At 53.2% G+C, this 21,820-nt stretch carries 16 protein-coding genes and 1 tRNA gene; 8 read left to right on the top strand and 9 right to left on the bottom strand.

Translation table 11 applies throughout. The features are described from left to right. Positions 1-57: 57 nt before the first annotated feature. The 3 genes from MKO97_RS12085 to MKO97_RS12095 form a co-directional block, all read right to left on the bottom strand. On the bottom strand, positions 58-498 hold the full coding sequence (locus MKO97_RS12085; protein WP_241103469.1) for a DUF5362 family protein: 441 nt from the start codon (positions 496-498) through the stop codon (positions 58-60). 78 nt (positions 499-576) lie between these two features. Further along, complete coding sequence (gene rocD / locus MKO97_RS12090; RefSeq protein ID WP_241103470.1) at positions 577-1,818, bottom strand: ornithine--oxo-acid transaminase; 1,242 nt, start codon at positions 1,816-1,818, stop codon at positions 577-579. A 111-nt stretch (positions 1,819-1,929) separates the two neighbouring features. Further along, on the bottom strand, positions 1,930-2,967 hold the full coding sequence (locus MKO97_RS12095; RefSeq protein WP_241103471.1) for a sensor histidine kinase KdpD: 1,038 nt from the start codon (positions 2,965-2,967) through the stop codon (positions 1,930-1,932). Positions 2,968-3,081: 114 nt separating this feature from the next. Here MKO97_RS12095 and rlmD point away from each other — a divergent pair, with 114 nt between their 5' ends. From rlmD to MKO97_RS12125, 6 genes are all read left to right on the top strand, one after another. Then, positions 3,082-4,494, top strand: coding sequence for a 23S rRNA (uracil(1939)-C(5))-methyltransferase RlmD (gene rlmD, locus MKO97_RS12100; RefSeq protein WP_241103472.1), 1,413 nt, complete (start codon positions 3,082-3,084; stop codon positions 4,492-4,494). A 10-nt stretch (positions 4,495-4,504) separates the two neighbouring features. Continuing rightward, positions 4,505-5,062: a DUF6452 family protein gene (locus MKO97_RS12105; RefSeq protein WP_241103473.1), complete on the top strand. Its 558-nt coding sequence runs from the start codon at positions 4,505-4,507 to the stop codon at positions 5,060-5,062. Then, complete coding sequence (locus MKO97_RS12110; protein WP_241103474.1) at positions 5,028-5,777, top strand: DUF6048 family protein; 750 nt, start codon at positions 5,028-5,030, stop codon at positions 5,775-5,777. Before MKO97_RS12105 ends, MKO97_RS12110 begins: the two co-directional genes overlap by 35 nt. A 369-nt stretch (positions 5,778-6,146) precedes the next feature. After that, the gene (locus MKO97_RS12115) at positions 6,147-6,914 is read left to right on the top strand and encodes a dienelactone hydrolase family protein (protein ID WP_241103475.1); all 768 of its coding nucleotides are present in this window, start codon (positions 6,147-6,149) and stop codon (positions 6,912-6,914) included. 42 nt (positions 6,915-6,956) lie between these two features. After that, entirely contained in the window at positions 6,957-7,985 is a 1,029-nt protein-coding gene (locus MKO97_RS12120) for a DUF3667 domain-containing protein (protein WP_241103476.1), read from the top strand. Between the two features lies 1 nt (position 7,986). Beyond that, the gene (locus tag MKO97_RS12125) at positions 7,987-8,991 is read left to right on the top strand and encodes a M28 family peptidase (protein WP_241103477.1); all 1,005 of its coding nucleotides are present in this window, start codon (positions 7,987-7,989) and stop codon (positions 8,989-8,991) included. Here the strand turns inward: MKO97_RS12125 and MKO97_RS12130 are convergent, their stop codons facing one another. The 5 genes from MKO97_RS12130 to MKO97_RS12150 all read right to left on the bottom strand — a co-directional run bounded on the left by MKO97_RS12130 (position 8,992) and on the right by MKO97_RS12150 (position 11,878). Next, a complete protein-coding gene (locus MKO97_RS12130; RefSeq protein WP_241103478.1) occupies positions 8,992-9,249 on the bottom strand; it encodes a hypothetical protein in 258 nt (85 codons plus the stop codon). A 118-nt stretch (positions 9,250-9,367) separates the two neighbouring features. Further along, a tRNA-His gene (locus MKO97_RS12135) sits at positions 9,368-9,443 on the bottom strand. A gap of 241 nt (positions 9,444-9,684) precedes the next feature. Further along, positions 9,685-10,401: a bacillithiol biosynthesis deacetylase BshB1 gene (gene bshB1, locus MKO97_RS12140; RefSeq protein WP_241103479.1), complete on the bottom strand. Its 717-nt coding sequence runs from the start codon at positions 10,399-10,401 to the stop codon at positions 9,685-9,687. 8 nt (positions 10,402-10,409) lie between these two features. Next, positions 10,410-11,456, bottom strand: a complete 1,047-nt coding sequence (locus tag MKO97_RS12145; protein ID WP_241103480.1) for a chorismate-binding protein — start codon at positions 11,454-11,456, stop codon at positions 10,410-10,412. Next, positions 11,453-11,878, bottom strand: coding sequence for a PaaI family thioesterase (locus MKO97_RS12150; RefSeq protein ID WP_241103481.1), 426 nt, complete (start codon positions 11,876-11,878; stop codon positions 11,453-11,455). Before MKO97_RS12150 ends, MKO97_RS12145 begins: the two co-directional genes overlap by 4 nt. Before the next feature lie 510 nt (positions 11,879-12,388). On the opposite strand from MKO97_RS12150, the gene MKO97_RS12155 reads away from it, so the two are divergent. Continuing rightward, positions 12,389-13,828 (top strand): hypothetical protein, encoded by a 1,440-nt coding sequence (locus MKO97_RS12155; protein ID WP_241103482.1) that lies wholly within the window; start codon positions 12,389-12,391, stop codon positions 13,826-13,828. Between the two features lie 219 nt (positions 13,829-14,047). Then, entirely contained in the window at positions 14,048-17,704 is a 3,657-nt protein-coding gene (gene purL, locus MKO97_RS12160; protein ID WP_241103483.1) for a phosphoribosylformylglycinamidine synthase, read from the top strand. A 459-nt stretch (positions 17,705-18,163) separates the two neighbouring features. Here purL and MKO97_RS12165 read toward each other — a convergent pair whose 3' ends face one another. Beyond that, positions 18,164-21,820, bottom strand: a complete 3,657-nt coding sequence (locus MKO97_RS12165) for a metallophosphoesterase (protein WP_241103484.1) — start codon at positions 21,818-21,820, stop codon at positions 18,164-18,166.

Below are 21,820 nucleotides of genomic sequence, written 5' to 3' on the forward strand. Positions count from 1 at the left end.
AGGTACAAAAAAACCGCCCTTTTGGGACGGTCTTTCTATTGAGATATGGTGCTTTTGTTACATGGCACCGGAGATACCTGCCCCGACCATAATGAAAATTAATACAATGTAAAGGGCAATAAAAACAATGGTAAATATGCCTGCCAGCTTATAGTGGGTTTTGAGCGATCCAAGCGCATCGTTCAGCACCACGCTATCATTTTCCTCGAAGGCTCGTTTGATACGACTGGAGAATTGGAACAGATAAAAAAGTGGGAAAAAGAAAATCGCAGCAAAGACAACGTAAACCGCCCCAATTACTGCCCCGCCCACGCCGCCAAAAAGCCCGCCGCCGAAACTACCCATGGAAAACATGGCCAGTGCAGCTAACAGGAAAAACCCAACACCAATAAAACCAATGATGCTGAGGAACAACGCCCATTTACCGGTGACACGAAGGAAGGAACGACCTGCCTCGTTCAATTGTACGTCAAAATTATCAAAGGAACTGTTTTCCATAGTCTATAAAAGTTGATTAGATCCCAAAAATACATGTTGGGATTATGTTGACGACGTTAGTGCCGTTCAACTTATCAACTAGTTTTCAAAAAGACGGAGGGTGTCGGTGATGATGCCGACGCATTCCAACAACTGCTCTTCGGTCATGACCAAAGGAGGCGCAAACCGGATGATGTTGCCATGCGTGGGTTTAGCCAACAGTCCGTTCTCGGCCATTTTCAGGCAGATATTCCAGGCGGTATCGCCGTCTTCTGAATCGTTAATGACGACGGCGTTGAGTAATCCTTTGCCCCTTACCAGGCTGCAAATTTTACTATTGGCAATATAGTCGTTCAGTTTCGCACGGAAAAGACGCCCGAGACGTTCGGCATTATCCGCCAGTTTCTCGTCTTCGACTACTGTCAAGGCTGCCATGGCGACGGCGGCGGCAAGCGGATTGCCCCCAAAGGTCGAACCGTGCTGCCCTGGTTTGATGACGTCCATGATAGCATCGTCGGCGAGAACGGCTGACACCGGATACACGCCACCTGAGACCGCTTTGCCCAACACCAATAGGTCGGGACGCACGTTTTCATGGTCGCAGGCGATACGGCGTCCGGTGCGTGCGATGCCGGTTTGCACTTCATCCGCAATGAAAAGTGCCCCGTATTTTTCGCACAATGCTTTTGCCGCGGCAAGATAACCTTCCGATGGTACGTATACACCCGCTTCTCCCTGAATGGGCTCTACCAGGAAGCCGGCGACGTTGCCCGAGGCGAGTGCCTGTTCGAGGGCAGGAATGTCGTCATACGGAATCCGGATGAAACCTTCTGTATAGGGACCAAAATTGCGACGGGCATTGGCGTCATTTGAAAACGAAATGATGGTCGTGGTGCGTCCGTGGAAGTTTCCTTCACAAACGATGATCTTCGCCTGTTGTTCGGCTATTCCTTTCTTCTCATAGGCCCATTTACGGCAGATCTTGATGGCCGTCTCTACTGCTTCTGCGCCCGTATTCATCGGGAGCATCTTATCAAAACCGAAATAGGACGTGAGAAACTTCTCGTATACCCCCAATTTATCGTTATAGAAGGCACGAGAGGTAAGTGTCAGTTGCTGCGCCTGGTTGACGAGCGCTTCAATAATCCGCGGATGACAATGCCCCTGGTTGACTGCGGAATAGGCCGATAGAAAATCGTAATACCGTTTTCCTTCCACATCCCATACAAACACACCCTGTCCCTTCGAAAGCACTACCGGTAAGGGATGGTAATTGTGGGCACCGTGGCGCTCTTCTAATTCAATGAGGGTTTCTGAGAGGGTCTGTTGGAGGACTGACATGAAATTGCATTTTTACTACTACGTTCTCAATTCCTTCTTAGCGGAGAGAAATCATCCGTAAACAGCGTAAAAATACACAGAAAAATGCAATATTCGTAAAAATCAGATGGTTTAACGCTTCTTTTTCGACAGGCGGAACAAGGGTAATTCCATTATAAAGGTCGATCCTTTACCCTCTCCGTCGCTCTGCGCTATGAGCGTTCCCTCAAAGCGGTTTACGATCTGTCGGCAAAGATAAAGTCCGGTAGGTGACTGCCCGTCCCCGGTTTTTGCCCGGAGGCGTTTGAAAATACCGGCCACATCATAAATGCCTTTTCCATAATCCCGCACCATGATCGACATGAGTCCGTGGCGCCGGGCGGCAACAAATTCAATTTTCCCACCTACATCTGAAAATTTAGCGGCGTTCCCCACGAGGTCAACCAACACGTCAAACAGCAGATCGTCGTCTACTTTGAGGTAAAAAGAACGTTCGGGGAGGCTCATCGACAATTCCAATTGCTTTGCGGTCAGCATCGGTTCAACGGCTCGGCGTACCCGTTGCCCTACCTCGGCAAATTCGACCCGCCGGACGCGAACGACTTTTCGTGCCAGTTCCTCTTCCTTGCGCATGGTTTCGAGGAAAATATCGACCAAAGAAGCCATCCGGGCACCTGCTTCGGTGATGCGATTGGCTACATTGGGATGTTGCGATCGAATTTCATCCCCAATCAGATTCAACGCCGATACCTCCGCGTGCATATTTGTGGATAACATCTCAATGACGCCCTGTCGCTGCAGCGTGGCGTTGTCGGCTGCCTGTACCACGGCGCGGACATCCTCTAAAAGCGTTGCCATTTCGTCGCCTTCAAAGGCTGGGAACGTGAGTGCTTCCTTTTTCTTGCGATAGGCCTCCATCGACTGCGTGGCATAGCGAATCGGATGCAACAATCTTCTTACCGCAGGCAATACCAACAAAAGCGCCAGGATAGCGGTTCCTAACGGAACGATGAGCAACTCACGTGGCCCCAATTGGGCGTGCAGCATATAAAAAAACGTCATCGTAGCGAGGGCGGAAACACCCACCCCGATGACGATGACAAATGCGAATTTCGAAAAGTAACTGTTGTGAAGCCAAGCGAACGAACTAAGCGTGCGGTATAGTCTCATCGATGTATCTTTTTACTGTGACTTCGACAATATACGTATTTTACTACACCATGGTTTTAAACTCGGTTATCCGACCTATTTCGTCGATTAGCGGCAATCGCGTACTTTTGCCGGATGGGAAAACGAAGTGCCGACAGGCTCATTTTTGAAAATATCGCCGTAACCGATGCCGGCGCCAAAGGAGTATCGGTCGCCAAAGCCCCTGACGGACGGGTGATCTTCATCCCGAATGTAGTGCCGGGAGACATCGTTGACGTGCAGACCTTCCGGAAGCGCAAGGCCTATTATGAAGGCAAGGCCATCGCCATCCGGCAGGCTTCGCCCCATCGCACCGAACCGGTGTGTGAGCATTTCGGCAGTTGTGGCGGCTGTAAATGGCAGAACATGACGTATGAACGCCAGCTTTTCCACAAGGAAAACGAAGTGATCAACCACCTGCGCCGCATCGGGAAAATCGAACTTCCGGAGTGTGAACCGATCCTGGGCTCGAAGGAAACGTATTTCTACCGCAACAAAATGGAATTCGCCTTCTCGAATGCCCGTTGGCTGACACCTGAGGAGATTGCATCCGGAGAGGAGGCGAACGACCGCGACGCGTTGGGCTTCCATATTCCACGGATGTGGGACAAAATACTTGACATCCGCAAATGCTGGCTCCAACCGGATCCCTCAAATGCTATCCGTAATGGCTTGCGCGAGTTTGCCCGCAACCATGACATCCCGTTCTTCGACCCGCGCAACCACGGTGGACTGCTGCGTACGCTCATGATCCGGACGGCGTCAACCGGTGAGGTCATGGTGTTGATCCAGTTTTACCAGGAAGACCGCGAAAAGCGCGAGTTGGTACTTGACTATCTGGCGGATACGTTCCCGCAGATTACGTCGCTGTTGTATGTCATCAACGGCAAGGCCAACGATACCATCTACGACCAGGAGGTGCACCTATACAAAGGACGGGTCTACATCCTCGAAGAGATGGAAGGCCTTTCCTTCAGCATCAACGCCAAATCCTTCTACCAAACGAATCCGGCCCAGGCGTATGAACTTTATAAAGTCGCCCGCGATTTCGCCGGCCTGACCGGAAACGAAGTAGTCTATGACCTTTACACCGGAACGGGCACCATTGCGCAGTTCGTATCGCGGAATGCCCGCAAAGTCGTAGGCGTTGAAGCCGTTCCGGAAGCGATTGCCGATGCATGGGAGAACGCCCGACGAAACGGCATCGAAAATTGCAGCTTCCATGTGGGCGATATGAAAAATGTGTTTAACGACGCGTTTATTGCCGAACATGGGCGCCCTGATGTCATCATTACCGATCCACCACGAGACGGCATGCACCGCGATGTAGTGGAGCAAATCCTGAAGATTGCGCCTGAAAAAGTCGTGTATGTATCGTGTAACTCCGCCACCCAGGCCCGTGACCTTGCCCTCATGGATGCTCAGTACAAAGTGACGCGCGTGCGGCCGGTTGACATGTTTCCGCAGACGCACCATGTCGAAAATGTCGTACTTTTGGAAAAACGATAGCTGATTGCTTATGAAAAAGCTCCCGGCGCTGCTGTTACTGGCCGCGCTTGCCCTTGTCTCATGCGAGAAAGACGATATCTGCGACGGAGGTGCGTCGAGTACGCCGCGCGTCGTAATCGAATTTTTCGACATCGCCGACCCCTCCGAATCCAAGAACGTGATTGACCTGAAGGTAGTCGGAACCGGAATGGAGACGCCATTGGTCTTCAATGAAGCGGCTACCGACGACCGGCAATATCTGGCCAACACCAATAAGATAGCGGTGCCACTCCGAACCACCAGTGGAAATACCGAATACGCGTTCATTTTCAATGCCGACGCGACCGACCCTACCCAAACCTTTACCGATACGATAGACTTTAACTATACGACGAGCGAAGTGTATGTATCGCGGGCCTGCGGTTTTAAAAAGGAATTCGACTTCCTACCGGGAACGGATCCGCTGATGCCGCCCGTTATGCTGAACAACAACCCGAATGCCGGTTCCGGCTCGTGGATACAGGACATACGTATCGTACAATACCACATCGAAGATGAAACGGAGACACACGTATATATTATGTATTAGCCTTCTGCTGGCGGTCAGTGCAGGTTTTGCACAATCGCCAACAGCCGACAGTGTGCCAATCCGGAAAGACCGTTATGGCCTTCGGTTGGGTGTTGACGTGCTGAAACTGGCGCGGACTTTTTATGAGAACGACTACCGCGGACTCGAACTGACGGGGGATTATCGCCTTTCAAAGCGGTATTATGCGGCGGCGGAAGTAGGTAATGAAAGTAAAACGACGGTAGAAGACAATATCAATTTCACGACGAAAGGCAGCTACGTGAAGATCGGGTTTGACTATAATGCCCACACCAACTGGCTGGATCTTGAAAACATGATCTATATCGGCTTGCGCTATGGATTCAGTACGTTCCAGCAGGAGTTGAACTCGTATCGCGTGTACAATCCAAACCCGTATTGGGGTGAGGACGACCAATCGATTTCAGGTAATGAATACAAAGGACTGACGGCGCATTGGGCGGAAGCCGTGGTGGGTATAAAGGCGCAGGTCTTTCGGGATGTATTCGTAGGCTTCAGCTTCCGGATGAACCGCCTTCTTTCGAGCAAAGAACCAAGCGGATTCGAAAACCTGTACATACCCGGATACAACCGCGTATACTCCGCAGAGTTCGGGGTAGGAATGAACTATACGGTCTCTTATTTCATCCCTCTGTATAAGAAGGACAAGGTCAAGGCAGGGAAAAGCGACGGGAAAAAGACCAAAAAGGGAAACTGACGCTAATCCAAAAACACCAGGACCATCCCTACGGCGGCAACCGCAAGGCAAAAGAACGCCAACCCGAGTCTTCCTTCGAGGTCACGCATCCTGTTGATGTTTCGTAAAATGGTACGCATGTTGGGTGATTTGGGGGGTTACACAAAATGCTGTTGCGGTTTCACTTGGCTAAATTACGGCGCTTGGTTGGATTCATACCGCGTATTTCTACGTGATTTTGAGAACCCTTACCTAAAATTACAAAAAAATAAGTCTCAAAAAAACCTTTTTTTAACTTATTTTTTAGACTAGTTCACTACCGTAACGAGGGCTAATTGTCGAACTTGCAGTCTGTTTGGAGTATTTTTGTTGATTTAGTAAAAAAGACCCATGAAACGCATTTTTATTCTCTGTATGGCATTTTTTTCACTCACTGCCGCTTTCGGACAATTGGATCCGGTTGGGTATGTGGAGAACGGACAACAACTGCGAGGGTACTCGGCGCTTCCGGCGCGTGAGATACGTGAGAAAGCCGGTGTTTTGATTCTACCCGCCTGGATGGGTATCGACGACCACGCGAAAGAGGCAGCGTTATCACTGGCTAAAATGGGCTACCATGCCTTTGTGGCCGATATCTACGGAGAAGGGAAATACCCTAAGAACATGGAAGAAGCCGGCAAAATGGCCGGTTATTATAAAAAGAACATCGGCGAGTACCACAAACGCATCCAGGCCGCGCTTGACCAGTTGATCAAGGCCGGTGCTGATCCCAACCGCATCGTCGTGATCGGCTATTGTTTCGGGGGAACAGGCGCCATCGAGGCCGCGCGGATGAACATGGCAGTAAAGGGCGTCGTATCCTTCCACGGCGGTTTAGGTCGTGATGCTGCACGTGCCATCCAAACCATTGCACCTAAGGTCTTGGTGTTGCACGGCGCCGACGATCCTTACGTGCCCGCCGACGAAGTCGCTACTTTCCAGCAAGAAATGCGCGACGGCAAGGCCGATTGGCAGATGATTTACTACGCCGGTGCCGTACACGCCTTCAGCGACCCTTATGCCGGCAGCGACAATTCGAAAGGTGCCGCTTACAATGCCAAGGCCGCTTCCCGTTCGTGGGAGCATATGTTGGTTTTCCTGAAAGAGGTCCTGAAATAACACCGGATTTTTTGTAGTTTAGCGCAAACCACCGCTAACCACATGTCAAAACATCCGCTACGTCAAGACAAGACCTGCCTGAACTGCCGGCACGTCGTGGAAAAACGTTATTGTCCGAATTGCGGACAGGAAAATACCGACACCCGAAAATCGTTCCATGAGCTCTTCGTCCACTTTTTCGAGGACCTGACGCATTATGAGAACTCCTTCTGGAAAACCATCCGGAACCTGTTGCTACGGCCGGCTTCCCTCACCAGGGAATACCTGTCAGGCAAACGGATGTCGTATCTGGCGCCGGTTCGGTTGTATATCTTCATCAGTTTCGTGACCTTCCTGACCATTGGGCTATTACCTTCCGATGATGACGAACATGACAACGTAGTCAACATAGGCTCTCACCAGACACCCACAAAACCCAACGACGAAATACCAGCGGTAATGGGCGTCCAACTTGACAGCCTTGAGAAAAAAAATGCGGTAGAAGTGAAACGTAACGATGACCTGGTGGTAGGTGATTATGAATCCGTACGCGCGCTTGATTCCGCGCAGGCGAAGCTTCCTGAAGCAAAGAAACTGGGCTGGCTGGAATACAAATTGGAGCGAAGTTTTGCCGAGGTCAATGAGTATAAGAAAAAACATCCCGAGGAGTACGAGCGGAAACTGGCCGAATCCATCCAACACAATATACCAAAGGCCATCTTCCTATATATGCCGCTTTTCGCGTTCGGGCTCTGGATCTTCCACGGAAAGAAACGCTGGTATTATTTCGACCACGGTATCTTTACCCTCCATTATTTCTCGTTCCTTCTCTTGACATTTACGTTGACGTCGGTGCTCGTGGAATTGCTTGATTTGATTCCCGTCAGTTGGATTGACGCCATCAACATTGTGTTGACCTTATTCCTGATGGGCTGGTGGTTCTTCTACTTCTTCCGGTCACACAGCAAATTCTATGGCGAAAAACGCTGGGTATCGCGACTGAAAGGTCTCGCTCTTTTCGTTATCAACATTTTCCTAATTTCCTTCTTTATCGTAGGCCTGCTGATTTACAGCATGGTAAACCTCCACTGACATGAAACGACTACTGCTATGCGGCGCGCTGTTCGCCACCGCACTTACCTTCGGGCAGAAAGACGCCCAGAAATATGCCAAAACCATTACCGCGGCGGAGCTGAAGGCGCACCTGACAATCATCGCATCGGATGAAATGGAAGGGCGCGATACCGGATCAGAAGGGCAAAAGAAAGCTGGACGTTATCTGATCGAACAGTATAAGAAGGAGGGCATTCCGGCACCGAACGCCGCGCCAGAATACCTGCAACCGGTTTCTTCCGAATATATGTTCACCGTCGGAGGTGAAAAACTACCGGACTCGGAGAATATCGTTGCCTTTATCGAAGGATCGGAACTGCCCGGCGAAATCGTGGTGGTGTCGGCGCACTACGACCATGTAGGCACCCGAAACGGGGTGGTATATAACGGTGCGGACGATGACGGCACCGGAACCTCTACCCTGCTGGAAATCGCCCAGGCGCTGCAACAGGCGAAGAAAGACGGGAAGGGCCCTCGCCGGTCGGTGTTGATTTTGCATTGTACGGGAGAGGAACACGGACTCTACGGCTCGCAATTCTACTCGGAACATCCGTTGTTTCCGCTGGAGGACACCGTAGCCGATGTTAACATCGATATGATCGGACGGCACGACGACGCGCACAAAAAAAGCAGTGATTATATCTACGTGATCGGATCCGATTACCTGTCGACCGACCTCTACAACATCTGCGAAAAGGCGAATTATGGCAAGCTGGCCCTCGATTATACTTATAACGACCGCCGCGACCCGAACCGTTTCTACTACCGTTCCGACCACTACAACTTCGGGAAGAACGGCGTGCCGTCGGTGTTTCTGTTCACAGGCGTGCACGAAGATTACCACCAACCGGGTGATGATGTCGAGAAAATCGAGTTCGAGGCATTCGAAAAACGCGCGCGCTATGCGTTTGCCATCGTGTGGGAAATCGCCAACCGCGATGGGCGCCTGAAAATCGACCGCGACGGCAACGGCAACCCCAAGTAATTACAACCGCTCGTTCTTTATGACCTGCATCTTTCCGATGGGAATGGTGTCGGTACCGTCATGCGTAATGCGGACGCCCAACAAGTCAATGGGCAAGCCAGCGGCACCCGTATCCGAGTGCTTGACTTCTCGCACCAGGTTTTCGTAATCGTTGGGATGCACGACGATTGAATCGCCCGCGTCAATGCGGTGGGTGATGATGTAATCCCGCAGTACGGGAAAGGTGATGGTATGGCCGATGGTGACAAGTGTAGACATAGCTTATGATTTAGGATACCTTAATGTACGACCCCTCGATCGAAATCGGCAACGGTTTAGGATTTTGTTGGGAGGAAACGTGTAAAAACGAAAAGCCCCGGATTTCTCCAGGGCTTCGGGGTGAATGATGGGTCTCGAACCCACGACCTTCGGAACCACAATCCGACGCTCTAACCAACTGAGCTACAATCACCGTGTTTTGCGAGGGCAAATATAGGCAAAAAATACAAAAATCAAACAGCGTTACGCAAAAAATCAGCCGAAAACAGGCGTATTTCACCGTCGCGATACAACCTCCTGAACGTCAGTGGGAGCCCGCGCAAGCGCTTACGATTACTATCCTCCCTCCATTCGCCGCCTCCCCTCTTGCTCCTCGATCCTCGCTCCTTGCTCCTTCTCCTCGATACTTGCTACCGGCTCCTTGCTCCTTCCTCCTCACTTCAAATCACTCAACCGCTCTACCGCCACATACCGCTCTACCGTAAACCCTTCGGCATAGTCGGTACCAATCAGGCGGCCGAGGTCCTGCGCGCGGAACCGCACGCCGTCGAGAAACGCCTTTGACGAAATCGCCGTTTCGGGTTCATCCGAATTCGGATCATAGAACTGCGAACCATACGCCAGCACCGATTCGATCTTTTTGTCAATAAAGCCGGAGATATCCACCGTCACATCCGGTTCGATGTTTCTCCATTGGATGTAATGGTACACCACCTTTGGGCGCCATGCCTCCTGCGGTTGTCCGTCCTGCAACGTCTCAATCCGGCGTAGACCGGAAAGGAAACAGGCATCCGACACCAGCTTACTCCCTTTTCCATGGTCGATATGCCGGTCGTCGATGGCGTTGCAGATCACGATGTCCGGGCGGTACTTCCGCAGTACTTCCATAATCTTCAGTTGGTGCGCCTCGTCGTTTACGAAGAAACCGTCGCGCATGCCGAGGTTTTCCCGCACCGCGAGTCCGAGTATCTCCGCCGCTTTCGCCGCTTCCTGGTCGCGGATGTCGGCGGTGCCTCGCGTGCCCAATTCGCCCCGCGTGAGGTCCACCACCCCTACTTTCTTCCCTGCCGCTATTTCTTTCGCCAGGGTGCCGCCGCAGCCCAGTTCCACATCATCAGGATGGGCGCCAAATGCCAGTATATCGAGTTTCATTGTCATTTTTATTTAGTTACAGCCAAAACGGCTGCCATCGTACCTGCCTTGTTCACGGTTTCCTCCCACTCCTTCTCCGCATCGCTGTCTGCCGTGATGCCACCGCCGATGAAGAGGTGCGCTTCTGTTTCCGTCCAGCGCAGGCACCGCAAATTTACGAACAAATCGGTTTGCCAGCCGAGGTTGACTTCGCCGTGAAAACCGGCATAAAACTGTCGGTCGTATCCTTCTTCCTGTAAAATGAAGTCGCGTGCCGCTTCTTTCGGGCGTCCGCACACCGCGGGCGTCGGGTGCAGTGCATACACCAAAGGCTCCAATGCGACGTCTTCCCTCAATGCCGCCAACACCATCGTCCGGATGTGTTCGAGACGTCCGGCCGTTATGGTCTCCGTTTCGCCTTTCGAGATGCGTTTTGAAAAAGGTGCCAACGCTTCTTCGATCGCCTCGGTCACGAACCGCTGTTCCTGTTGTTCTTTTTCGCCCCATTCCGCGGTGGTGCCCGCTACGCGCGTGCCTGCCAGTGCCATGGTTGTGAGGTAATGCCCCGATACGTGCGCCAATTGTTCCGCGAAAGCGCCCATCCAATACCCTGACGACGGATGCCACCACAGGTAGACGCAGGCCTCGGGATAAGCGTCAAGCATCCTACGGAATACCGCAGTACAATCCGTATCGTGTACCGGCATCGACTGCCTCCGTGACAACACCACCTTGTCAAAACGACCGTCACGTATCGCCTCCACGCCTTTCCGCACCAACGAAACATGATGTTCGCGTGCCGCAGCGTCCTCCATTACCACCTGCGATGCCCGCACAAACGGTCGGGCTTTCCACGAAGCGGAATGGCGCTCGGCATGCGCCGCCGGAATCCACAAGGGGACGCCGTCAAAGGGCGCAAACACGTAGCCCGCGGCTGAAAAATCAACCGGATAGGGCGTAGCATCCGTCTGGAAGAGCGCCTGCACCGTCTCGGCCTCCGGCTTGCGGTAGACCACAAACGGACGCCCGTCTGCCTGGCATCGCAGCGCCTGCCCGAGTAGTTCGTCCAGGTTCATCGGCGGCGCGGTAAAATCATATTCGTCAGTTTGCAAAGCGAAATCAGCGCCCCGTTCTCGTCCTCCACCCGGATTTCCCACAAATGCAGGCTCCGACCCTGGTGGATGATGCGTGCCGTGCCATATACCATACCGTTTCGTTTGCTTTTCAGGTGGTTGGCCGAAATCTCGATGCCCCGCACTTCCTGCACCTCGGGGTTGATGAACATCAGCGACGCCGCACTGCCCACGCTTTCCGCCAGCGCCACCGTCGCCCCGCCGTGCAGCAGGCCCATCGGTTGGTGCACCTGCGGGTTCACCGGCATGCTCGCCTTCAGGAAATCATCCCCCGCATCGATATACTCGATCCCGAGGTGCTCCATCAGCGTATTCTTTGAAAAACGGTTGCACATTTCCAGTGCTTTTTCTTTATCTATGGCCATATTTTGTGCGTTCAGTTTCTATGTAACCTCTCTCTGTACAGTGTTTTTGTAATTTAGGTTGGGGCGTGCCGGCGCCTTCTCAGTGGGCAGTAGGCAGTTGCAGTAGGCAGTACACTACCCTATTCAACTTCCCGCAGTGCGCCGTCGGGCTGTCCGCTATAGCTTTGCTCCGTTGCACTTCGCAAAGGCTGCCGCTTCCATCCCTCACGCATCCTTCTCCGCCCTACGCCCATTCGGCCTGCAAATTTACGAAACGCCCGGCTGAAATAACCCGGGGATTTTGCCGTTATCAGGGAAGTATTCGACAGGGTGGCGACCGGTTTTCGTATTTTCTCATGCGTTTTCCGGCCCATTCCATTGTCAATTCTCCCTATATTTACCCAAAATTCCGTTGCATGCGTTCACTCTTACTGTTCCTGTCGGCCGCCGTTACGCTGGTTTTTGTTTCCTGTCGCTCCGACTTCGAGTTCAGTGCCTCCAAAGGCGATTTGCGTTTTTTCACGCGATACCGTGTACCTCGATACTGTGTTCCGCAACATCGGGTCAAGTACCTATAACCTAAAAGTCTACAACCGCAGCGACGACGATATTTCGATTCCCACTATCGGATTCCGCAAAGGCCAGGCGTCGAAATACCGCATGACTGTCGACGGACTCGTGGGCGACAACAACCGCAGTTTCGAAAATGTCGAACTGCTGGCCCATGATAGTCTTTATATCTTCATCGAAGTCACGGCGGATGTAGCCGATACCAATCCGGCCGATTTCCTTTATACCGACCAGATTGTCTTCGACGGGGGCAGTACGCACGAGCAGACCGTCGAACTGGTGACACTCATCCAGGATGCGTATTTCATTTACCCGGGCCGCAACGACGAAGGACTCTACACCGGCGTGCCGATTGGAGTTGACGCTAATGGGGAAGAACAACTGATATTGGGCCGCAGCCTGCAGCACGACCATCCCGAAAACGGTGATGAATTCATCTGGGGCGCCGATAAACCCTATGTGGTCTATGGCTTTGCCAGCGTGCCCGACGGCGAAAACCTGACGATACAGCCTGGTGCGCGGGTGCATTTCCATGCCGAATCCGGACTGATCGTGCAACCCGGCGGAAGTCTCAACATTGCAGGCGAATTGTCGCCGGAAGGCACCGAAGACAACGAAGTCATTTTTGAAGGCGACCGCCTTGAACCGTTGTATTCGGACGTGCCGGGGCAGTGGGGCTTCGTGTACCTTCGCCAGGGCAGTGCGGCACAGGTGCGCCACCTGACGTCAAAGAACGGCATCGCCGCTTTTGTCGTAGAGCCGGATGTACCACTCGATATCACCGACTCCAAAATTTTCGACCATTCGAATTTCGGCATCCTGTCGCGCGGCGGCACCATCGACGGTCGCAACCTTGTCATCAACAACGCCGGCCAATACGCACTGGCATTGGTCGATGGCGGTAATTATCGGTTCAACCATTGTACGTTCAACAACGACTGGCCATCATCGCAGCAATCGACGGTGTTGCTGAAGAACTATACCGAAGGTGAAAATGCCCAGACCTTCCCGATAGAACAGGCCAACTTTGACAACTGTATCATCTATGGCAGCAACCAGGTGGCGTTGGCACTTGACCTCACCGACGCCGATCAGCCCTTCCTGTTCAACCACTGCCTGATCCGTTTCAACAGCTCCCAACTTGACGACTTACCGGAATACGACTTCACCGGTCCCCATTACAATACCTGCATCATTGCGCCGAACAGCATCCAGAGCAAACCCGATTATAAAGATCGTGACAACAACGAACTCGTAATCGGCCAGGATTCAGCGGCCAAAGAGAAAGCTGATCCAGCAACCTCGGCCCTCGTCCCTCAGGATATTGACGGCAAACCGCGCCCTACGCCGCCGGCTACCGCATCGGATATTGGGGCGTATCAGAGTGTGGTTTTTGAGTAGTGTTGAGTTGAGGGTTCTTGGTTCTTGGTTCTTGGTTCTTGGTTCTTGGTTCTTGGTTCTGAGTTGAAGGCCAATCGTTCATCCTCAATTATCAATTCTCAATTCCCCATTGTTCATTGTTCACCGTTCATTGTTCATTGTTCATTCTTCCCCCTTCATTCTCCTTGCCCATTCCTCCTCGCTTCCTTACCTTTGCACCACACAACTAAACCTTTTTCCATGATTCATTTCTTCCGGAACCAAGGCCACTTGGTGTATGCGGTTCAAACGCAGACCGGGCTTTCGGCTGAAGACACGACAAAATTGCAATGGCTGTTCGGCAACGCCGACCTGATAGAGAAATCCGCGCTGCCGGATTTTTTTGTTGGTCCACGTGCCGCAATGGTGACGCCGTGGAGTACCAACGCGGTGGAAATCACCCAAAACATGGGCATTTCAGGTATCATCCGCATTGAGGAATTCCAACCGGTGGCACCCGACTTCTCCGATTTTGACCCGATGTTGTCGCAGAAATACGACGGACTCCACCAAGACATCTATACCATTGCCATCACGCCGGAGCCGGTACTCGAAATCGACGACATCGCTGCCTTCGACCGCCAGGAGGGACTGGCCCTGAGCTCAGAGGAAATCGCGTATCTGGAGAACCTGGCGAAAAAACTGGGGCGCAAACTCACCGATTCAGAGGTTTTTGGCTTCTCGCAGGTGAACTCTGAACATTGCCGCCATAAAATCTTCAACGGCACTTTCGTCATCGATGGCGAAGAACAGCCGACTTCGCTATTCAAACTCATCAAGAAAACCTCTGCCGAGCATCCGAACGAGATCGTATCGGCCTATAAAGACAACGTAGCCTTTATCAAAGGCCCAAAAGTCGAGCAGTTCGCGCCCAAGTCGGCCGATCGCCCTGATTTCTATGAAAAAAAGGAATTCGAATCGGTGATTTCCCTCAAGGCGGAAACCCACAACTTCCCTACTACCGTCGAGCCCTTCAATGGCGCAGCGACGGGTTCGGGTGGTGAGATCCGTGACCGTTTAGCAGGCGGACAAGGTTCGCTTCCGCTGGCGGGAACGGCTGTCTACATGACCGCTTACTCGCGGCTGGAACAGGACCGTCCGTGGGAAAACGGCATGGAAGCCCGCAAATGGCTTTACCAAACGCCTATCGACATCCTTATCAAAGCCTCCAACGGGGCATCTGACTTCGGTAACAAGTTCGGGCAACCCCTGATTACGGGTTCTGTGTTGACCTTCGAACACCAGGAACACGGCCGCCGACTCGGCTACGATAAAGTCATCATGCAGGCCGGGGGCATCGGCTACGGAAAGGCCGACCAATCGCAAAAGGCAACGCCGGTCGAGGGCGATAAAATCGTCATCCTCGGGGGCGAGAACTACCGCATCGGAATGGGTGGTGCCGCCGTTTCATCAGCCGATACGGGGGCTTTCAGTTCGGGTATCGAGCTCAACGCCATCCAACGGTCGAACCCGGAAATGCAGAAACGCGCCGCCAACGCCATACGCGCGTTTGTAGAAAGTGACATCAATCCGATTGTTTCCATACACGACCATGGTGCGGGTGGCCACCTCAACTGCCTATCCGAACTCGTAGAAGCCACTGGTGGCAAGATTGACCTTGACCAACTGCCGGTAGGTGACCCTACCCTTTCCGCCAAGGAAATTATCGGCAACGAATCGCAGGAGCGCATGGGACTCGTGATCGCACCCGAACACCTGGAAACACTTCGTCGGGTAGCCGAACGCGAACGCGCCCCGATGTATACCGTGGGCGACGTCACGGCTGACCATCGCTTCACATTTGAATCAAAGACAACGGGCGAAAAACCCATGGATTTCCACCTTGACGACCTCTTCGGCAGTTCGCCTAAAACGGTGATGAACGACGTAACGGTCGATCATGAGTATGCCCCTGTGACCTACGACCCGGCCCGTTTCAACGAGTATCTCGAGCAGGTGTTGCAGTTGGAAGCCGTGGCGTGTAAAGACTGGCTGACGAACAAAGTCGACCGCTGTGTCGGTGGTCGAGTGGCCAAACAACAATGCGCGGGTCCGCTTCAACTGCCACTTAACAACGTCGGTGTCATGGCGCTGGATTTCAACGGAAAAGAAGGTATTGCCACTTCCATAGGACATGCGCCTGCCGCGGCACTTATCGACCCGGTCTATGGCAGTCGGAACGCCATCGCGGAAGCGCTGACCAACATCGTATGGGCACCCTTGAAAAACGGTTTGTCGGGCGTGTCACTTTCTGCCAACTGGATGTGGCCCTGTAAAAACGAAGGTGAGGATGCCCGTTTATACGAAGCCGTAAAAGGCTGTTCGGACTTCGCCATCGAATTGGGGATCAACATCCCGACCGGTAAGGATTCGCTTTCGATGAAACAGAAATATCCCGACGGTGATGTCATGGCGCCGGGCACCGTAATCATTTCAGCAGCGGCCAACTGCACCGATCTTACGAAGGTAGTCGAGCCTGTCTTACAGAAAAACGGAGGTTCGATTTATTACCTCAACCTGTCGGGTGACGCCCATGCCTTAGGTGGGTCGTCGTTTGCGCAGGTGTTGAACAAAATCGGGGACGAAGCGCCTACCGTGGTGGATGCCGCGCAATTCCGTACGGCTTTTGATACGTTGCAGGAAGCCATTACAAAAGGCTTGGTACAGGCCGGACACGATATCGGCAGCGGTGGACTCATCACCACACTACTCGAAATGTGCTTCGCCGACCGCAACCTGGGGGCCGACCTCAACCTGACGGCGATTGGCGAAACAGACAGCGTAAAATTGCTGTTCTCAGAAAACATCGGAGTTGTCTTGCAGGCAGATGCGGCTATTGAAGCCCTATTCGAATCGAAGGGTGTTTCGTTTGTGCGCATCGGGCAACCGACGGAAAGCGACCTCGTGCACATTACCAATGGCGGGCAGACATTCTCGCTATCGGTCAGCCGCCTGCGCGATACCTGGTTCCGCACCTCGTATTTGCTTGACCGAAAACAGTCGGGTGAACAGAAAGCAAAAGAACGCTACGAAAATTATAAAAACCAACCGCTGCAGTTCCGTTTCCCCAACCATTTTGATGGGCGGATTCCGGTGGTCGACCCAACGCAACCGCGTCCGAAAGCGGCTATTATCCGTGAGAAAGGAAGTAATTCCGAGCGCGAGATGGCACATGCGATGTACCTCGCCGGTTTTGATGTGAAAGACGTGCACATGACCGACCTTATCTCGGGCCGGGAAACGCTGGAAGACATCCGGTTCATCGGTGCGGTGGGCGGTTTCTCTAATTCAGACGTACTCGGATCGGCCAAAGGATGGGCGGGTGCCTTCCTTTATAACGCAAAAGCCAAGGCCGCGCTGGAAGCCTTTTTCCGCCGCGAAGACACGCTTTCGGTGGGTATCTGCAACGGTTGCCAGCTGTTTGTAGAACTCGGACTCCTGAACCCCGAACACGACCGCAAGCCGTACATGTCGCACAACGAGTCGCGCAAACACGAAAGTGGCTTTACGTCTGTCACGATCCAGGAAAACAATTCGGTGATGCTGTCGTCACTAGCCGGCAGCACACTGGGCGTCTGGATCTCACACGGTGAAGGCAAATTCAACCTTCCGAACCCGGAACATGACTACAACATTGTCGCCAAATATGCCTACAACGGCTATCCGGCCAACCCGAATGGTTCACACTTTGATGTGGCCATGATGAGCGATGTTACGGGCCGCCACCTGGTGATGATGCCGCATATCGAACGTTCTATTTTCCAGTGGAACTGGGCCCACTACCCTGAAGGCCGCCGCGATGCTGTTTCGCCATGGCTAGAGGCGTTTGTGAATGCGCGGAAATGGATGGGGAATTAGCGAATGGAATTAGATAATGAGCGCCTGAGTACCTGAGTGCCTGAGTGGTTGAACAATTGGTGATCCGCTTGCATGCCGTATCATGCGTATTGTTTTCAGAATAGCAAATTTTGTGTATTTTGTCCCCAGTTGGAAGTTTTCAGGGTTGGGTTTTGGGTTTTGGGTTTTGAGCGGGGACGTGCCGGGGCGGTTGGACGGGGCGGGCTTTGTTTGAGGATTTTAGAATGCGAACATCCTTACTATCAACTCTGAACTATCAACCCTGAACTATCAACTCTGAACTAACCCACTACTCGCGACGTGTTCCCGATCATGTGCCTCTTACGTCCCCCTCTTTCCTCTTTCCTCTTTCCTCTTTCCTCTTTCCTCTTTCCTCTTTCCTCTTTCCTCTTTCCTCTTTCCTCTTTCCTCTCGCTCCTCGCTCCTTGCTACTTGCTACTTGCTCCTCGCTCCTTCTCCTCAAAACGTAAACCCCAAACTAAACGCCAATCGATTTCCGTCATCTCCGTTGAAGAGGCCGATCTGGGCGCTGATGAGTTCGGATCCGTTGAGGAAGAAGCCGCCCCCGGCCGAAGTGTGCCATTCGCGGGAGTGTTCGCCGTCGAGCCACACGCGTCCGTAGTCGAATCCCGCAAACAGGCCGTAACGGACGGGCAGTATGTCGGTTCGGACCTGTCGGAAGCTATAGCGTAGGTCGGTATTCTGGTAAAAGGATGACTTGCCCGTGAAACGCTGGTTGCGGTAGCCCCTGAGTCCGTCGATGCCGCCGATGGAGGCTGCCTGATACAACTCATACGCATTGTTGAAGTTGACTTTGGCTTTCAACAACGTCGCCAGCACCAGGTCGCCCGACGGCACCAGCCGGTGGTCGATGCTGAGGGTCGGTATGATATAGGTAATGTCTTTCTGCGGACCTTCCACCGACTTCCGGAAACCGCCTTCCAATGCGGCCATTATGCCTAAGGTGGGATAGGCTTTGTTGTCGACGTTTTCGTAGCGGAAAAGGGCGTTCGCACCCACGAATGTCTTGCTTTCAAATACATCGGGCTGGCCGGCAAAGTATGTCTCTACCAGGCGTCCGGAGGTGTTTTCGATGGTAAAGCGCTCGGCTGTGAGTCCGACTTCGACCGTGGTATCAAGGCGTCCGCGGCGCACGAGTCCCGGACTCACATAGGCGTTACGGATCCGCACCCGGTTGTAATCCATTCCTCTTTCATCGTCCGGATTCTCAGAACGGTTGCCGTAGCCAAAAAAGTTGTTGGTGAAGTTCGGGCTCTGAATGCCTGCCCGCAACTGGAAATTGGTAGCGCCGATGACGTTCGCGACTTCCAGCCGGTAACTGGCCTCGAAGCCACCGGTGGCAAAAAATACGTTGGCCCTAAGGCTATGTTGCTCGCTGAACGGGTTGTGCTGGAAGCCATATCGGGTGTAGGTATCGGTCAGCCCAATGCGGAGGCCGTCGTCGGGGTTGAAGCCGAGGGTGGGAATGAGTTGGTTGGTCGCGGTGCGGATCTTATACAGATCGTATACATTCACCTCATATTTATCTGTTTGAAGGATACGGGCGTTTGTCGCGGCATTCTTTTCCGAGGCGTAGTCGTAGATCCGGATGTTTTTTGCATTATCGACTTTATACGTGTCTTCGTCACGTCCGCCGATCATCCGGATGCGAATGGACGAAGGGGTGCCAGTCACGTCAAAACGGTCGTCGCCGTCGAGTCCGTACAACCAGATTTCCTTTGTCTGCTTCGGATCGGCGATCAGTTGCACCGCCGGGGCCGCTCCGTCTGTGGCATTTGCCCGGCTGAGCGCTACTTCCACCTTGCCGGACGGATCGCATGTCACCCGAAAGACATCCGCTTTCTCAGAACCGCTCACCACTTTTACCCTTGCTACCACCTCGTAATAGCGTTTGGCAATTTCTTTCAAATGCCCGCGCCGTTCTTTCAACAATTGTTTGAGCAGCGTCCTGGAATCGGTATCGGCACCTGCGGGCAGTGTTTCAAAAGCACCATCTATGACGTCATCTGTCAGGGCCTGTTGCAGCCGTTCCGCCTGTTGTTGCCAGACGGCTTCGTCTGACGTGACGCAGAACGCAACATCCAATGGGTAGGCCTCGCGGTTGAAGCCTTTTACATCCCACAAATTCCCTTCGTATTTCCGCAGCAGCTTCGCAGCCGGAATCAGTCGCACGGCAGCGCCCAGCAAAAAACCGTCTGACATGCGTGAAAATGCCTGGTCACGGTCGCGGGCCAAGGGTACGAATTTGGTTCCATCGGGCTGTTTCATTTCCAGCCAGCGCCATTGGTCCTGGTGGCGGTCCCAGTCGCCGATCAGCATATCGAACAGCCGGGTGCGGATATAGGTTTCTTCGTCAATGCGGCTTTTTCGGTCTTTCTGGATTTTCTCCAATACGTCATAGGTTCCGATGCTCTCGCCGGTGTAGCCACTCCCCTTTTCCATCCCGTCGGGCTCGCTGCGTTCTTCAAGCAGGCACAGCTCATCGCCGAACTGGGCATTGAACCGGCCCAACCGCGACTGTTTCGGCACATAGAGAATGCGCGGATGGAAATGCGGCAATCCGGCGGCTTCGCTAAGTTCGCTGACAACGATGGGCGCATACGGATACGAGCCGGTGAAGACATCGTTGACAAGGGCTTCTACTTTGGTTCCGGACAATTTGTCCTGGATGTATTGCTTTTTGAATACGCTCGACTGCAGGTATTGTGTCGCGCTTTTCCGCAAGGCCCGTATCACGTACTCGCGGCCCGACGACGACCTGAGAAACAGCGAACGCGATTGGTTTCCGCCGCCCATACGGAACGGCTCGAGTCCGCCCAAAAGGGTATCGAGGTTGGCGATGTCGGCTTCAACCGCTTCGCCATACAGTTTTCGGAAGCGTTCGCCCCACAGGAACCGATAGGTTGGCCCTTTCGTGGTCTCGGCCGTGGAATAGATCTGCGCTTTTACGTTCGACGGAATCGGCTCGGTAACGGCTTGGGTTGTTTGGGGCAATGGAGCCTCGAGTATGTTCTGCCCGAACAGGACTTCGTTTGTATCCGACTTCACGAATTCAAGGTGGGCAGAGCCGTCTTCGCGGATGTCGAGCACGGCATACCCCGGTGCGGCGGCCGCAAAGTCGCTACCGACGTTCTTTGGTACAGGCGACGATTTGGAACCCGCACCGCTAACGATTTGCCGGAGGTTGTCTTTGAAAATGTATTGTAGGTTGTGTTCGTGTCCGGATACAAACACCACGCGGTCATTTTGCTGGGCCGCAGCGGTGAGGAACTGCTGGAGCTCTCGGTAGTACTTGTATTGCAGGTCGGCTTCGCTCAGGCCACTGGTGCGCCGCAGTACGGTAAAAAGGGAACCCAATACCGGCGCCGGAAGCAAGTGGCTTTTAGCACCGTAATACCCTCCGTGCGGACCGTTGGTGAACATGGGATGATGCAGGGCCACGATAGTGGTTTTTCCGCGGGCTTTGCGAATTTCATGCAGGAACTCTTCTACAAACCGTTTGCGGGTGTTGATGTCACAGCCTTTATTGAGGTTGGGGTCGGCATCCCAGTCGGTGATATACCACTGGCTGTCGACGACGATCACGACGATGTCATCGCCCACGTTGAAGGTCGTCAGCGGACAACCGTCGGATGGCATAAAGGACTTGTTCCCCAAACGGTCTTTAATGAAGTCTTCTTCCCGTCGCAACCCTTTGACGCCGTTGCTATACCAGTCGTGGTTGCCGGGGATGAACACCACTTTTCCTTTAAAATTTTTAACCGCCTCGATCTGGGCGTTCAGTCGGAACTCGGCCTTTTCACGCCTGGGGTTGTCTTTTTTCGGTAATCCGGCGGGGTAGCAATTGTCGCCGAGGAAGAGTACCGTTGCCGGAAGCGTCTCAGCCTGCAGCGCCTGCGACATCCGGGTAAGGGGCGTTGGCATGGCACCGGGTTCGGCATTACCGGCATCGCCGATCAGGTAAAACCGGTGTGCGATTTTAACCGAGTCTCTCGTAGAAGTCTTGTCGGTTTGAGCCACAGCCGATTCCTGGGCCGATGCGTATCCCGCGAGGCACAACGCCCAACCGACTGCTATGACGGAAAGCCGTTTCAT

This window comes from Flavobacterium sp. HJ-32-4, from assembly GCF_022532105.1.
In the GTDB taxonomy this organism is placed as follows: domain Bacteria; phylum Bacteroidota; class Bacteroidia; order Flavobacteriales; family Flavobacteriaceae; genus Flavobacterium.

Excerpts from the sequence above, each read along its gene's own strand:
- MKO97_RS12130 (WP_241103478.1), bottom strand. The coding sequence starts at position 9,249 with ATGTCTACACTTGTCACCATCGGCCATACCATCACCTTTCCCGTACTG.
- MKO97_RS12150 (WP_241103481.1), bottom strand. The coding sequence starts at position 11,878 with ATGGCCATAGATAAAGAAAAAGCACTGGAAATGTGCAACCGTTTTTCA.
- MKO97_RS12145 (WP_241103480.1), bottom strand. The coding sequence starts at position 11,456 with ATGAACCTGGACGAACTACTCGGGCAGGCGCTGCGATGCCAGGCAGAC.
- MKO97_RS12110 (WP_241103474.1), top strand. The coding sequence starts at position 5,028 with ATGAAACGGAGACACACGTATATATTATGTATTAGCCTTCTGCTGGCG.
- MKO97_RS12165 (WP_241103484.1), bottom strand. The coding sequence starts at position 21,820 with ATGAAACGGCTTTCCGTCATAGCAGTCGGTTGGGCGTTGTGCCTCGCG.
- rlmD (WP_241103472.1), top strand. The coding sequence starts at position 3,082 with ATGGGAAAACGAAGTGCCGACAGGCTCATTTTTGAAAATATCGCCGTA.
- purL (WP_241103483.1), top strand. The coding sequence starts at position 14,048 with ATGATTCATTTCTTCCGGAACCAAGGCCACTTGGTGTATGCGGTTCAA.
- rocD (WP_241103470.1), bottom strand. The coding sequence starts at position 1,818 with ATGTCAGTCCTCCAACAGACCCTCTCAGAAACCCTCATTGAATTAGAA.
- bshB1 (WP_241103479.1), bottom strand. The coding sequence starts at position 10,401 with ATGAAACTCGATATACTGGCATTTGGCGCCCATCCTGATGATGTGGAA.
- MKO97_RS12115 (WP_241103475.1), top strand. The coding sequence starts at position 6,147 with ATGAAACGCATTTTTATTCTCTGTATGGCATTTTTTTCACTCACTGCC.
- MKO97_RS12125 (WP_241103477.1), top strand. The coding sequence starts at position 7,987 with ATGAAACGACTACTGCTATGCGGCGCGCTGTTCGCCACCGCACTTACC.
- MKO97_RS12095 (WP_241103471.1), bottom strand. The coding sequence starts at position 2,967 with ATGAGACTATACCGCACGCTTAGTTCGTTCGCTTGGCTTCACAACAGT.
- MKO97_RS12105 (WP_241103473.1), top strand. The coding sequence starts at position 4,505 with ATGAAAAAGCTCCCGGCGCTGCTGTTACTGGCCGCGCTTGCCCTTGTC.
- MKO97_RS12085 (WP_241103469.1), bottom strand. The coding sequence starts at position 498 with ATGGAAAACAGTTCCTTTGATAATTTTGACGTACAATTGAACGAGGCA.
- MKO97_RS12120 (WP_241103476.1), top strand. The coding sequence starts at position 6,957 with ATGTCAAAACATCCGCTACGTCAAGACAAGACCTGCCTGAACTGCCGG.